The sequence below is a fragment of the Kribbella pittospori genome (assembly GCF_004331465.1).
Classification (GTDB): domain Bacteria; phylum Actinomycetota; class Actinomycetes; order Propionibacteriales; family Kribbellaceae; genus Kribbella; species Kribbella pittospori.
Map to the genome: position 1 here is coordinate 615,040 of NZ_SJKB01000004.1, position 13,720 is coordinate 628,759.

A 13,720-nucleotide genomic window follows, 5' to 3' on the forward strand; every position below is an offset into this window, starting at 1 on the left:
GTCGTGATCTGTTCACAGGCACCAGTAGGTGTTAACAGTCGAAGGTGCCAGCCGCGGGCTGGATAGAGCCTGGGGTAGCCGCCGTACATCCAGGACCTTGTGCATCGATCAACCACCGGACACCCGCTGACGTGGTCGAGCCGTGCACAAGGTCGTACCCAGCACCTTGGACGGTCCGGTGGCCGAGATCACTGACACCCAGTGGTGGGCCGCCAGCTGTTTACCGTCGCGTTTCGCAGCCCGTCGGCGGGCGGGCAGATCATCCGCCTGTCACCTGCGTGCTGGTCGCGTGCCGCTGGGGAGCTGGATGTTAGAGGTCTACGAGGTCTAGGAGTTGGCCTAGTTCTTTGGGGTCCAGGGGGCGGAGTTCGCCGGTGTGGAGGTTGCCGCGGCGTACTGGGCCGATGGCCGTACGGGTGAGGCGTTTGACCGGGTGGCCGATCGCGTCGAACATGCGGCGGACGATGCGGTTGCGGCCCTCGTGCAGGCTGATCTGGATCAGGGTGCGGCCGCGGACGCTGGAGACGACCTTCACCGTGTCCGCCTGGGCCGGGCCGTCGTCGAGTTCGATCCCGTCGAGGAGCGTGCGCAGTACTGCCGGCTTGACGTTGCCTTCGACCTCGGCGACGTACGTCTTGGAGACCTCGTACGACGGATGCGTCAGGCGGTGCGCGAACTCACCGTGGTTCGTGAGCAGCAACAGACCTTCGGTGTCGGTGTCGAGCCGCCCGATGTGGAACAGCCGCTCCGGCCGGTCCTGCACGTAGTCCGCGATACACGGCCGGCCCTGCGGATCCGCCATCGTGGTGACGACGCCGCGGGGTTTGTTGAGCACCAGGTACACGTGCGCACTGACCGGCGGGATCCGCTCCCCATCGACCCGGATCACCGAGACCTCCGGATCCACCCGCACCCCGAACTCGGTCACCACGGCCCCGTCGACCTCGACCCGCCCCTGCTCGATCAGCAACTCAGCATTCCGCCGACTCGCCACCCCCGCCTGAGCCAAAACCTTCTGCAGCCGAACCCCGTCCTCACCCATCAGACCGACGAACCCCAACCACCCCAGAACCCAACCCACTCACACCTTCGTTGCTGTCCGACGCGCCCGGCCCACCAACCGCCCGCTCGTCCCCACCGACCACTGCACCCGACCCACCGGCCGCCCGCTCGTCCCCACCGACCACGGCGCCCGACCCACCGGCCGCCCGCTCGTCCCCAACCGCAGTCTCGTCCAACTCCGCGGTGTGGTCCTGGTCTGCAGTGTCGTCCTGCTCTGCGGTGTTCAGGTCCCCGTCATTCCCAGGGTCCTCAGCTTCCGCGGTGCTCAGGTCGCCGTCGATCCCAGGATCCGTCTCGTCCTCGGACTCCCGCCCACCGGCGTGCGCAGAATCCGCGTGGTACGCCGAGGTCGCAGCAGGCTCGTCCTCGGGCTCATCCGCCTGGTCGGAAGCGTTCAGGCCGGCGTACCCGGACTCCTGCTCATCCGTGCCAGCGGAACTCAGATCGCCGTCGATCCCGGCGTCCGCCTTGTCTGCGGACTCCCCGTCATACCCGTCGACCTGTTCCGTCCCAGCCTCCGAGAGTCCGTCACCAGACTCATCCGCCTCCGCGGTGCTCAGATCCCCGTCAGCCCCAGGGCGTCCAGCATCCGCCGTGCTCAGGTCGCCGTCGATCCCAGGATCCGTCTCGTCCTCGGACTCCGGCTCACCCGCATCTGCGGCACCAGCGTCGTACGCCTGGCCTGCGCCAGGCTCGTCGTCCGGCTCACCCGCCTCGTCGGAGCCATCCGGGGCGTCGTACTCAGGCGCCTGGTCCTCGGACTGCCGCCCACCGACGTCCGCGGGATCATCGTCGAACGCCGAGTTCGTACCAGGCTCGGCTTCGGACTTCCGGTCACCGGCGTCTGCAGGATCCGCGTCGTACGACGCGTTCGTGGTGGGCTCGTCCTCAGACTGTCCCGGCTCGTCGGAAGCCTCCGGGTCGGCGTACCCAGGGTGCTGGTCATGCGCGCCGGCAGCGTGCTCGGGAGCTTCTGCCTCGGGCTCGCGCTCGACGAGTTCACCTTCGTCGACGTACGCGGGGATCTCATCTCCCGACTCGCCCGGCTCACCGGCGGATGCGTCGGCCTCGGTGGTGTCTGCGTCGGCGGCGGGTGCTTCGGGGGAATCGTCGGACGGCTGGTCGGACGCGGCGGGGATGGTTTGGGCGGCTAGTTCTTCCTCGATGTCGTCCATTTCGGGGAGGTACGGCGCCAGTTCGGGGAGGTCGTCGAGGGACTGCATGCCCATGCGTTCTAGGAAGTACGTCGTGGTGCGGTAGAGGGTCGCCTGGGATTCGGTGTCGGCGCCGGCTTCCTCGACCAAGCCGCGGGCTACGAGGGTGCGCATGACGCCGTCGACGTTCACTCCGCGGATTGCGGAGACGCGGGCTCGGCTGACGGGTTGTTTGTACGCGACGACGGCGAGGGTCTCGAGTGCGGCCTGGGTCAGGCGGGCTTGCTGACCGTCGAGGACGAAGCGCTCGACGTACGGCGCTGCCTCGACGCGGGTGTAGTAGCGCCAGCCGCCACCGATCTCCCGGAGATCGAACCCGCGGCCCTGCTCGGTGTACTCCTCAGCCAGGGTGTTGAGCGCTGCCGAGATGTCGCCGGTTGGGCGGCCGACCGCGCGAGCCAACGTCAGCACTGGAAGCGGTTCGTCCGTCACCATCAGAATCGCTTCGAGCGCCCGCCGCATGGTGTCGTCATCAACAACAACCTCATCCCCCACCGGCACCTCAGTCTGCCCCGGCGCGAGATAGTCCTCATCCCCACCAGCCGGTTCCCCAGCAGCAACCTCAGCCGCGTCCCCGGCGCCCTCACGTACTACGTCCCCGCTCTCCACCGAATCCGAGCCGGCGTCCTCCCCAACACCACCGTCGTCGGTGGTTTCACCTGACGTGGTCGCCGGGCTGGCGTCCTCGGCATACGCGTCGCCGTCATGGGCACCACTGGCCTCGGAGGTGGGTGCCGCGGGTGCCGTTTCCCCAGCTTCCGTGGGTGCGTCCGAGCCGGTGTCCTCCCCAACTACACCGTCGTCCGTGGCTTCAGCTGCTGCGGTCGCCGGGCTGGCGTCCTCGGCGTACGCGTCACCGTCCTCCGCACCACTGGCCTCGGAAGTGGGCGCCCCAGCAGCTGCTTCCTCGGTTGCCGTGGCGTCGTCCGGGTTGGCGTCGTCCGCAGGTGCACCGTGGTCGGTGGGTTCAGCTGATGCTGTCGCCGGGCTGGTGTCCTCGGCGTACGCGTCGCCTTCATCCGCACTACTGGCCTCGGAGGTGGGTGGCGTCGGTGGTTCGTCGGGGGTGGTGGGGGTTGCTTCGTCCGTGTCCGTCGGTTCGTCCGCGGTTGCGCCGTGATCGGTGGCCTCGGAGGTTGGCGCTCCGGCAGTTGCTTCTTCGGGTGCGGGCGGGGTGGTGGACTCCGGTGCGGCGGGGGCTTCGGGGGTGGAGGCGGTGGCCAGGGGTGGGTCTTGGGGGTTGGTCACTGGGTCACCGTCTCGGTTGGTTCTGGGTCGGTGGGAGGAGTGGCGGGTTCCAGGAAGTCTGGGTCTTCCTGGACCTCGGGGGCTTCGCCTTCTTCTGACTCGGGTGGGTGGAGTTCGTCGAACTCGTCGCTGACGTCGATCTCGCCTTCGTCGGTGCCGGTCCAGCGGATCGTGAGTTCGCCGAGCGGAGTGACCTGGTCGAAGGAGACGGCGGCTTCGCGGAAGAGTTCCAGCAACGCCAGGAAGCGGCACACAGTGGTGACGGTGTCGGGCGAGTCAGAGACGAGCGCGCGGAACGTGGTGCTGCGTTGGCGACGCAGGCGGTCGACGATGACGAGGGCTTGTTCGCGCACTGTGACGGTCGGCGCGTGCAGGTGCGCCAGCGACACGCCCTCCGGCAGGTTGTCCTTCGGAGCCAGCGCACGAGCAGCCAAGGCAGCCAGCCCGGCCGGATCGATCCCGAGCAGCACCTCAGGCAGGAGCTCGGCGAACCGCGGCTCCACCCCGACGGCCCGCGGGAAGCGGCGTGCTTCGGCAGCCATCCGTTCCTGGATCAGCGCCGCGATCTGCTTGAAAGCGCGGTACTGCAGCAGCCGCGCGAACAGCAGATCCCGGGCCTCGAGCAGCGCGAGGTCCTCGTCGTCCTCGACCTCGCCCTTCGGCAGCAAGCGGGCCGCCTTCAGGTCCAGCAGTGTCGCCGCGATCAGCAGGAACTCCGACGTCTGGTCCAGGTCCCACTCCGACCCGAGCGCCTTGATGTGCGCGATGAAGTCGTCGGTGATCACCGAGAGGGCGATCTCGGTGATGTCGAGCTTGTGCTTGCTGATCAGTTGCAGCAGCAGGTCGAACGGCCCCTCGAAGTTGACCAGGTGAACGCTGAATCCCTTGCCCTCGGCAACAGCCGGCACGCCGTCGGCCGACGAACCGGACGGCAGATCCAACGGCAACGACTCGGGAACCACGGTCACTCCGAGGCCTTGAGCCGCCGTACCAGCACCGAGTCCGGTCCGTGGTCGACGAAGTCGGCCAGCAGCACGTCGATCGCCTCCCGGACGATCCGGCCGCGATCGGCGTTCAGGCCGTGCTCCTCGCGCAACGCGAGTCTGGTCTTCTCCAGGCCGATCAGCTCCTCCTCCGTCACGTACACGGTGATCTTCGTGTCGTGCCGGATCCGACCGCTGGACTTGCGGTCGTCGACGACAGCCGTGCGCGACCGGACTCCGGCCGGCGTCGGGCTGTCTGTGGTGGTGCGCTTCTCGGGTCTGGTCTGCTTCGGTGCCGCACCCCCGAAGAGTTCACTGGCACCTGGCAGGCTCACCCGGCGGGACAACGCGCCAGCACCTCCTTGGCAAGATCGCGGTACTGCGTTGCCGCGCTCGAGGACGGGGCGTACGTCGTGATGGGCTCGCCGACGACCGTGGTCTCGGGGAACTTCACGGTACGCCGGATGACGGTGTGGAAGACGCGTTCGTCGAAGGCCTGGACCACCCGGTCGAGGACCTCCCGGGCGTGCGTCGTACGCCCGTCGAACATGGTGCCGAGGATGCCGACGATCTCCAGTTTCGGGTTGAGCCGGTCCTGCACCTTGCCGATCGTGTCGGTCAGCATGGCCAGGCCGCGGAGCGCGAAGAACTCGCACTCCAGCGGTACGACGATGCCGTTCGACGCGGTCAGCGCGTTCACCGTGAGCAGACCGAGCGACGGTGCGCAGTCGATCAGGATCACGTCGTAGTTGGGGATGATCGGCTCGAGCACCCGCTGCAGGGTGTACTCCCGGGCGACCTCCTGGACCAGCTGCACCTCGGCCGCGGACAGGTCGATGTTGGCCGGCAGGAGATCGAGGTTCTCCACCCGGGTCGGCCGGATCACCTCGGCCGGGGTGATGTCGCGCTGCATCAGCAGGTTGTAGACCGACAGCTCCAGGTCGTGCGGCTGGACGCCGAGGCCGATCGAGGCGGACCCCTGCGGGTCGAAGTCGATCAGCAGCACCTTGCGCCCGGTCTCGGCGATCGCCGCGCCGAGGTTGATCGTGGTGGTGGTCTTACCCACGCCACCCTTCTGGTTGCACATCGCGATCACCTGGGCCGGGCCGGTCTTGTCCGGCCGCTGCGGCACCGGCAGGTCCGGCAGTGGCCGGCCGGTCGGCCCGATCTTGTTCCTCGGGCCGTGCGCGTCAGTCACAGGTGCGATGTCCTCCGCGGTGAGCTTGGCCGTCGGCCGGGGCATCTCCGCATAGTTGTCGGGTACGGTCAGGTTCCGCTGCGGCGCGATCGGTTGGGCAGGCGTCGGCAGCTGCTCGGTGCCCGGGAATGTCGACTCGTTCATGACTCGTCAAACCTTTCAACCGATACGGGCGATCCCAGCGACTGTAAGCGTGCATTCAAGCACTCTCAACCAGCCACTCCGCACCGGGGTGGGGTGGTTTGTCGACATGCCTCCAAGCGCGGTCGATCACCGCGCCAGGATGACCAACCGTAGTCAGATGATCGCACACCGTCCCGGGAGCGACTCCATCGGGGCTACGGTTTCACGAGCCTGCCCGTCCCGTGCCGCCGACCGAGCCGCGATCGGCCGGCACAGGACGAACGCGACGACGAAGACCGCCGTGCGTCCATGAGGTACGTCGTCATGCTCGCCGGGCACAAGCAGCGATCTGCTCGGTCACGGCGCTCAGACTAGGCGTCAGGACGACAGAGCACGGGGATGTGACGTCGCGTAGACCTCGCGGAGTTTGTCGACGGTGACGAGCGTGTAGACCTGCGTGGTGGTGACGGACGCGTGGCCGAGGAGCTCTTGCACCACGCGGACGTCAGCACCGCCGTCCAGCAGATGAGTGGCGAACGAGTGGCGCAGCGTGTGCGGTGAGATCTCCTTCGCGATCCCCGCGCGCTGTGCGGCCCGGCGCAGTACGGTCCATGCGCTCTGCCGCGACAGCCGACCACCTCGCGCGTTGAGGAACAGAGCCGGCGTACCGCGCCCGCGCTGCACCAGATCCGGACGGCCACGGACCTGGTACGCCGACAACGCGTCGCGGGCGTAGGACCCGACCGGGACGACCCGCTCCTTGCTGCCCTTACCGCGCAGCAGAACCGCACCGGCTTCCAGATCGATGTCGTCGACATCCAGTCCGACCGCTTCAGAGATGCGGGCTCCGGTCCCGTACAGAAACTCCAGCAACGCCGCGTCCCGCGTTGCGAGTACGGCGGGTTCCGCTTCGGCTCCCGCGGCCGCGGCGAGGATCCGGGTGACCTCGTCGACGGAGAGTGCCTTGGGCAACCGCTGCGGTGGCGCCGGCGGCTTCACCGCGGCTGCCGGATCCACAGCGGTCAGCCCTTCACGCAGACAGAACCGGTGAAAGCCCCGGACTGCGACCAGAGTGCGGCCGGCACTCGATGCTGTGAGCGGCGGATGGTCCGCGTCGCCCTCTCGCAGCCGCATCAGGAAGTCACTCACCACGGCCTCGCTGACGCGGCCGAGATCGTCGATCCCGGCCGCCGCGAGGTAACCGTCGTACCGGCGCAGGTCACGCCGGTACGACGCCAGGGTGTTCGCGGCCAGGCCGCGCTCGACCGTGAGGTGGTCCAGGTATGCGCTGACCGCCCGGCCGATGCTCAGACCAGCACCTCGTCGAGCTTCAACTGCGGCAGGTCGTGTGCCTCGGCGACCGGGCCGTAGGTGACCTGGCCGTCGAAGGTGTTCAGTCCCAGTGCGAGGCTGTGGTCGCGCCTCAGCGCCTCCCGCCAGCCCAGGTTCGCCAGCTCGACGGCGTACGGCATGGTCACGTTGGTGAGTGCGTACGTCGAGGTGTTCGGGACCGCGCCGGGCATGTTCGCGACGCAGTAGAACAGCGAGTCGTGGACCTGGTACACCGGGTCGGCGTGCGTGGTCGGGTGCGAGTCCTCGAAGCAACCGCCCTGGTCGATGGCGATGTCGACGAGCACGCTGCCCCGCTTCATCCGGCTGACCATGTCGTTGCTGACCAACTTCGGTGCCTTCGCCCCCGGCACCAGCACCGCACCGATCACCAGGTCCGCCTCGAGTACGGCCTTCTCGATCTCGAACGCGTTCGCGGCGATCGTCAGCAGGTGCCCCTGGTAGATCCGGTCGGCCTCGCGCAGCCGCGCGATGTTGCGGTCGAACAACTGCACCTGCGCCTGCATGCCGAGGGCGATCGCGGCCGCGTTCATCCCGGCGACACCCGCGCCGATGATCACGACCCGCGCCGGGTGCACGCCGGAGACGCCACCCATCAGCACACCGCGGCCACCGCCGCTGCGCATCAGGTGGTAGGCACCGGCCTGCGGGGCGAGCCGGCCGGCCACCTCGCTCATCGGCGCGAGCAGCGGCAGCGACCCGTCCGAGAGCTGCACCGTCTCGTACGCGATACCGGTGATCCCCGACGTCAGCAGTGCGTCCGTGCACTCGCGGCTGGCGGCCAGATGCAGGTAGGTGAACAGGACCTGGTCCTTGCGCATCCGGTGGTACTCCTCGGCCACCGGCTCCTTCACCTTGAGCACCAGCTCGGCCTCGGCCCAGACGTCGTCCGCGGTCGGCAGGATCCGTGCCCCGGCCGCCACGAACTCGTCATCGGGGATCAGCGAACCGGCCCCCGCATCCCGCTCGATCAGAACCTCGTGCCCGCTGCGCACGAACTCGTGCACACCGGCCGGGGTGATGGCCACCCGGTACTCGTGGTTCTTGACTTCCTTCGGAACTCCGACCTTCACAACTCGCCCTTCTTTCACATTCCAGGTGTGCGGCCCACGTCGTTGTGTCCGCGGCCCGGCGGTGAGGGGTGTGCTGCCAGGTCGCTGCCGAGTGTAAGCCCGCGAAGTTCATACCACCTGATCGGATGGTCTGATCGTGACACGACTCGCTGATTCGTTGCCCGGCGGTTCGGTTACACTCTTGTACGACGCCGTGGCGGCGCGTGACGTTGACGCTGGAATCCCTTGCCCCGCAGGCTTTGCGCAATCTTGACGCAATCTCCATTTCTGTCTTAACGCCAGTTTTGCACTGCCCCGAAGGGCGGACCTGTGCGCACTTCCGGTACCCCGGTTGAAACGCCCGTTGGAAGGTCGTGACATGGAGCAAGAGATCGCCCTGCCGGGCGGCAATGTCGGTGGTGCCGTCCGCGTCGGCGACACCGTGCGGCGGGCCACCGGGCCGTGGACGCCGGCCGTTCATGGACTGCTCAACCACCTGGCCGCAGCCGGACTGACCGGCGTACCTCGGGTACACGGTTTCGACGACAGCGGACGCGAGATCCTCGATTTCCTGCCGGGTACGTCGTACGGCCCCGAGGTGCCCGATGACGTGCTGGTCGACGCGATGCATTGGCTCGCGCAGTACCACCGTGTAGTCGCGTCGTACCGGCCAGTGGGCGAGGTCGTCTGGCGGACAAGTCACGGTGAACTCGCGGCCGATCAGATCATCTGCATGCACGACTACGGGTACTACAACTGGATCGGCACCGAGGACGGGTTCAGCGGCGTGATCGACTGGGACATGGCCGGCCCGGGCGTACCGCTGGACGACATCGCCTTCACCGCCTGGAACACCGCACCACTCGCGATGCCGATGGACCCCGCCTACCAGGCCGCCCGGCTGCGATTGATGGCCGAGGCGTACGGCGGTGACGTGTTCACGCCACTGCAGATCCTCGAGGGCGCTCCGTTGCGCGCGCAACGATCCGCTCGCGTCATCCGCGCCGGTCAGGTTGCCGGCGATCCGGGCATGCTCAACCTCGCGACCGTCGGCGAACCGGAGCGCACCGAACACCGGCTGAAGGACCTGCAACGACGGGTCCCGGAGATCGCCGCCCACCTTTGACGTGACAACCATCATTGACGCCCCCTCCGCGTCGTCGGGGATGCTTGACCATGGAGCCCGCCCGCCCCGGGTTGCACCCTGAGATCGGTCGACGAGAGGAGAACGACGTGGCGGTCGAACTGGGACGGTTCGGGGTCTGGCACGGATCGCCGCACTGGGGCCCGGAACTGGCGGCCGGGCTGGAGCAGGCCGGGTACGGCACCCTGTGGCTGGGCGCATCGCCCGAGGCGGACCTGCGCGACGCGGAAGTGTTGCTCGCATCAACGAGTTCGGTTGCTGTCGGCACCAGCATCGTGAACATGTGGAAGTCGCCGGCGGCGGAGGTGGCGGCGTCGTACCACCGGCTGGAGGACGAGCATCCCGGGCGGTTCCTGCTCGGGGTCGGCATCGGCCACCCGGAGCGGACCGGTACTTACCGGTCGCCGTACGAGACGATCGTGAGCTACCTCGACGAGTTGGACGACGCGAAAGTGCCGGCCGACCGGCGGGCGCTGGCCGCGCTCGGTCCGAAGGTGCTGAAACTGTCGGGCAGCCGGACTGCCGGCGCGCTGCCGTATCTGACGACGCCGGAGCACACCCGCGAAGCACGCCGGATCCTCGGCGGCGGGGTGCTGCTCGCGCCGGAGCAGATGATCGTGCTGGAGACCGACGACGAGATCGCGCGGTCCACGGCTCGCGATCGGCTGGCGTCGTACCTGCAGTTGAGCAACTACACCTCGAACTTCAAGCGGTACGGGTTCACCGACGACGACATCGCCGACGGCGGCAGTGACCGGCTGGTCGACGCGATGGTGCTGCACGGTTCGGCGGTGGAGGTCGCGGAGGGTCTGAACGCGCATCTGCAGGCCGGTGCGGACCACGTCGCGATCCAGTTGCTGGGGCCTGAGGGGGTCGACCTGCTGCCCGGGTACGAGGCGTTGGCAACGGTCCTCGGATAGGGGTTGACGGAGCCGTCCGACGACGCGCCTGTTCGCCGGACGGCACCCCTTGAATCCCCGCTGGAACGAGGGAACATCGGCAGTAGACGCACCACATCGTGCGGTGCGCTGTGGAGGTGTTTCCCCATGACTGAGCGACATGAGTTGCGTTGGGGCGGCTTCGCCGGACTGGCCTTCGTCGTCCTGGCTCTCCTGGGCAGATTCCTGCCCGGCACCCCTCCGACGGTCGGCGATTCGGACGGAACCATCACCGGCTACCTGAGCGACCACCGGAACACGATCCTGATCGGCTCGCTGATGTGGTGCGCTGCGGCCGGGTTGATCATCTGGTTCGCCGCCGCGTTCGCCGAGGCGATGCGGGAGCGGGCCGAACGCAGTGACGTCCACCTGGCCCTGCTGGCCGGCTCGGTGCTGGTCGGTAGCGCGATCTTCGTGAACGCCGCACTCACCGGCGCGACCGCCTTCGGCGTCGACGGCCGGGACGCGGGCTTCTCCTTGATGCTGTTCGAGGTGACCGCGGTGATGACCACGATGATCGGCTTCGCCGCCGCTCTGCCGTTGGCCGCGGCAGGCATCGGCGTACTGCGGACCCGGCTGATGCCGAACTGGCTCGGATACCTCGCTCTGCTGGCCGCGGTGGTGTCGTTCGCCGGCGCCTTCGGGGTGTTCGTCTCCGACGGCACGTTCGTTGCCGGTGGCACCTTGATGACCACGGTCCCGTTGCTGCTGTCGTCGGTCTGGCTGGTCTGCGCCGGCGGCTACATGGTGCGCGAACACCTTCCGGAGGTGACCGCCGGCGAGGGCGTCGTACCGCAGACCTGAGTGCCTAGAGCATCCTGAAATCCGCGAAGTCGAACCCTGGTGAGACCACACAGGACACCAGGACCGGTTCGTCGTCAGCCGGACGTGCCGCTTGCCACGCGTTGGGTGGGATGACCACCTGAGGTTGCTGGCCGGCGTGCACGTCCGGTCCCAGGGTGACTGCCTCAGCGGTCTCGGGGGTGTCGCCGTACTCGAGTGTCAATGGGCCGCCCGAGTGCCAGAGCCAGATCTCCGCCGAGCGCACCTGATGCCAGCGCGACTCCTCGCCCGGCGCGAGCAGGAAGTAGATCGCGGTCGCACTCGCACGCGTTCCGCCGTACCCCTCGGGCTCGAACTCCACGTCCGACCGCCACGTCTGTCGATACCAACCGCCCTCGGGATGAGGCTCCAGGCCCAGCAGTTCCGCCAACACAGGCTTCTCCATGCGTTCATTCTCGGGCCCAGCCGCGTCAGGATGGTGTGCACCGTGGTGTAGGCGAGGTCGCCGGCCATCGCGGCATGTCTACAAGCGTTTTCTCCGCCTCCCTTCCGCCTGACGGGTGAGTGCGGGGGTGAGCCGAAGATCAGCCTTGTGCCCTTGTGAACGGACCCGGAGACTCGGTGCTCCCAGCCCCCAGCTCGCGAGGTGCACCGATGCGAACACTCTTGAGTGAAGTCGAAGACCGCCACGCTGCTCTGCTGAATCTGCTGCAGACCGCCGCACATCGCGGGTCGCCGGCCCAGCCCGGCGAAGCGCGGATGAACACCGACAGGTTCCTCGCCGAAGCCAGCCGTCACACGGCCGCCGCCACCCGGGTCCTGCTTCCGTCGATCGCGAAACATCTCCCGGCCGGACGGTCCGAGGTCCGCGATCATCTGCGGGCGATCCGGCGGCTGGAACTGACGCTGGTGAAGGCCAAGGCGAAGGAGTACGGCCAAGCCCAGACAGTCCGTACGCCGTGGCCGTCGGTGTGGGCCGGAGTCCGCACTCACCTCGCCCGGACCATCGCCGCCGAACGTCGCCTCGCAGCGATGCTGGCGGAGCATCTCGAGTCCGGCGATGACGCCCGCCTGCGCGAACGGTTCACACGGGCGATCGCCACCTCGCCGACCCGGCCGCACCCCCACCTGCCGCACACCGGCCTGATGGGCTACTGCACGCGGTTGGTCTGGGCGAAACTCGACGCACTCTGGGACGAGGTCGAAGGCCGGGTCACATCTCCCTCGCCGGCCGTCTCTGCCAGGAACACGCTGCTGCCGTAGATGTCCTCCGCCGTCAGCGTGATCAGATCCTCCTTGCGCAGCGGGCGTCTGAGCTCGACCAGCCGCCTGGCCTGACGGAGACGGGAGCGCTCGATCGCGTTGCGGACGCTACGGGCATTGGAGAACCGAGGCCGCTGCACCCGCTTGGTCAGGTACTCCGAGAACGCGGACTGCGCGGCGTCGTCGAAACGGAAGTTCTCCGAGGTCAGCATCAGGTCGGCGATCTGGACGAGTTCGGCGTGGTCGTAGTCGTCGAAGCCGATGTGGTGTGGAACCCGCGAACTCAGACCCGGGTTGGCGGAGAAGAAGGTCGCCATCCGGTCCGGGTAGCCGGCGAAGATGACGACCAGGTCACCTCGCTCGTTCTCCATCTCGGTCAGCAGGATCTCGATCACCTCCTGTCCGTAGTCGCGTTCGTTGTCGGGCCGGAACAGGTAGTAGGCCTCGTCGATGAACAGCACCCCACCGGCCGCCCGCGCGATCGCCTCCTTGGTCTTCGGCGCGGTGTGGCCGATGAACTGACCGACGAGATCGTCGCGGGTGACGGTGTGCACCCGCGGCGCGCGGATGTACCCGAGCGCGTGCAGAATCGCGGCCATCCGGAGCGCCACCGTCGTCTTCCCGGTCCCGGGTCCGCCGGTGAAGCTCATGTGCAGCGTGGGCCGCGACGACGTCAGCCCGAACTGACGACGCGCGCGATCCACCAGCAGGAGCGAGGCGATCTCACGGACCCGGCGCTTGACCGGGGCCAGCCCGACCAGCTCCGCGTCCAGGGCGGCCAGGGTCTCCTCGACCCTGGCCGCGGCCTCGTCGACCGAAAGATCGAGCTCGGCGTCGTCCGTCAGCACTTCCGGTTCCACGACCTCGACCGGCGCGTCCGGAGCCGGGCGAGGGACACCGAAGCCCTTCGGCGTGTCCATCCGTCACCCGTCCCCGTAGCGCGCTCCGGCCGGTCGCGTCGTGGCGTACGACGAGAGGGCGTAGCGCTGGGTCCGGTCCGGACCCTCGATCCGAGAGAGCAGGAATCCTGGCTCTTCGGCGGGCTTCTGGACGATGAAGTGCATGGCGGTGGTCTGCCGGCCGAGGCTCGCGTCGTACGCGAGCACCCGGACGTAGTGGTTCGGGTACGTCGCCCGGCACTCGTTGATCTGGGCAAGGACTCCGTCGGGCTCGTCCAGGTCGAACAGCGGCAACCCCCACATCTCCCAGTAGACGTTGCGCGGGTGCGGGTCGTCGGTGTACTCCACCGACACCGGCCAGCCGTTGCGCAGGGCGTAGCGGATCTGATCGGCGATCTCGTCGTCGGTCAGGGCGGGCAGGTAGGAGAAGGTCCCGTGACGCAGTTGCATGATCGTGCTCCCT

General features: G+C 68.1%; 14 protein-coding genes. 4 read left to right on the forward strand and 10 right to left on the reverse strand.

All coding sequences use genetic code 11. The features are described 5' to 3' along the window. Positions 1–310: 310 nt before the first annotated feature. The 7 genes from E0H73_RS16420 to ald form a co-directional block, all read right to left on the reverse strand. Positions 311–1,042, reverse strand: a complete 732-nt coding sequence (locus tag E0H73_RS16420; protein WP_131356618.1) for a pseudouridine synthase — start codon at positions 1,040–1,042, stop codon at positions 311–313. Next, the gene (gene scpB, locus E0H73_RS48235) at positions 1,035–3,524 is read right to left on the reverse strand and encodes an SMC-Scp complex subunit ScpB (protein ID WP_337590320.1); all 2,490 of its coding nucleotides are present in this window, start codon (positions 3,522–3,524) and stop codon (positions 1,035–1,037) included. The genes E0H73_RS16420 and scpB overlap by 8 nt, the downstream gene beginning before the upstream one ends. Then, a complete protein-coding gene (locus E0H73_RS16430) occupies positions 3,521–4,492 on the reverse strand; it encodes a segregation and condensation protein A (protein ID WP_131356299.1) in 972 nt (323 codons plus the stop codon). The genes scpB and E0H73_RS16430 overlap by 4 nt, the downstream gene beginning before the upstream one ends. Beyond that, the gene (locus E0H73_RS16435) at positions 4,489–4,854 is read right to left on the reverse strand and encodes a hypothetical protein (RefSeq protein WP_131356301.1); all 366 of its coding nucleotides are present in this window, start codon (positions 4,852–4,854) and stop codon (positions 4,489–4,491) included. Before E0H73_RS16435 ends, E0H73_RS16430 begins: the two co-directional genes overlap by 4 nt. Beyond that, positions 4,839–5,849, reverse strand: coding sequence for a ParA family protein (locus E0H73_RS16440; protein ID WP_272949131.1), 1,011 nt, complete (start codon positions 5,847–5,849; stop codon positions 4,839–4,841). Before E0H73_RS16440 ends, E0H73_RS16435 begins: the two co-directional genes overlap by 16 nt. Before the next feature lie 357 nt (positions 5,850–6,206). Further along, positions 6,207–7,139, reverse strand: coding sequence for a site-specific tyrosine recombinase XerD (gene xerD, locus E0H73_RS16445; RefSeq protein ID WP_131356624.1), 933 nt, complete (start codon positions 7,137–7,139; stop codon positions 6,207–6,209). Further along, the gene (gene ald / locus E0H73_RS16450) at positions 7,136–8,251 is read right to left on the reverse strand and encodes an alanine dehydrogenase (protein ID WP_131356304.1); all 1,116 of its coding nucleotides are present in this window, start codon (positions 8,249–8,251) and stop codon (positions 7,136–7,138) included. The genes xerD and ald overlap by 4 nt, the downstream gene beginning before the upstream one ends. 358 nt (positions 8,252–8,609) lie before the next feature. On the opposite strand from ald, the gene E0H73_RS16455 reads away from it, so the two are divergent. The 3 genes from E0H73_RS16455 to E0H73_RS16465 all read left to right on the forward strand — a co-directional run bounded on the left by E0H73_RS16455 (position 8,610) and on the right by E0H73_RS16465 (position 11,116). Continuing rightward, positions 8,610–9,356: a phosphotransferase gene (locus tag E0H73_RS16455; RefSeq protein WP_131356307.1), complete on the forward strand. Its 747-nt coding sequence runs from the start codon at positions 8,610–8,612 to the stop codon at positions 9,354–9,356. A gap of 107 nt (positions 9,357–9,463) precedes the next feature. Further along, positions 9,464–10,294, forward strand: a complete 831-nt coding sequence (locus E0H73_RS16460) for an LLM class F420-dependent oxidoreductase (protein ID WP_202867407.1) — start codon at positions 9,464–9,466, stop codon at positions 10,292–10,294. A gap of 126 nt (positions 10,295–10,420) precedes the next feature. Next, positions 10,421–11,116 (forward strand): DUF4386 family protein, encoded by a 696-nt coding sequence (locus E0H73_RS16465; protein WP_131356313.1) that lies wholly within the window; start codon positions 10,421–10,423, stop codon positions 11,114–11,116. A gap of 4 nt (positions 11,117–11,120) precedes the next feature. Here E0H73_RS16465 and E0H73_RS16470 read toward each other — a convergent pair whose 3' ends face one another. After that, positions 11,121–11,540 (reverse strand): cupin domain-containing protein, encoded by a 420-nt coding sequence (locus E0H73_RS16470; RefSeq protein ID WP_131356315.1) that lies wholly within the window; start codon positions 11,538–11,540, stop codon positions 11,121–11,123. A gap of 209 nt (positions 11,541–11,749) precedes the next feature. On the opposite strand from E0H73_RS16470, the gene E0H73_RS16475 reads away from it, so the two are divergent. Then, positions 11,750–12,358, forward strand: a complete 609-nt coding sequence (locus E0H73_RS16475; protein ID WP_131356318.1) for a hypothetical protein — start codon at positions 11,750–11,752, stop codon at positions 12,356–12,358. Here E0H73_RS16475 and E0H73_RS16480 read toward each other — a convergent pair. Together E0H73_RS16480 and E0H73_RS16485 are read right to left on the reverse strand one after the other, a co-directional pair. Then, the gene (locus tag E0H73_RS16480; RefSeq protein ID WP_131356321.1) at positions 12,247–13,278 is read right to left on the reverse strand and encodes an AAA family ATPase; all 1,032 of its coding nucleotides are present in this window, start codon (positions 13,276–13,278) and stop codon (positions 12,247–12,249) included. The genes E0H73_RS16475 and E0H73_RS16480 overlap by 112 nt on opposite strands. A gap of 3 nt (positions 13,279–13,281) precedes the next feature. Beyond that, positions 13,282–13,707: a ribulose bisphosphate carboxylase small subunit gene (locus E0H73_RS16485; RefSeq protein WP_131356323.1), complete on the reverse strand. Its 426-nt coding sequence runs from the start codon at positions 13,705–13,707 to the stop codon at positions 13,282–13,284. Positions 13,708–13,720: the final 13 nt, after the last annotated feature.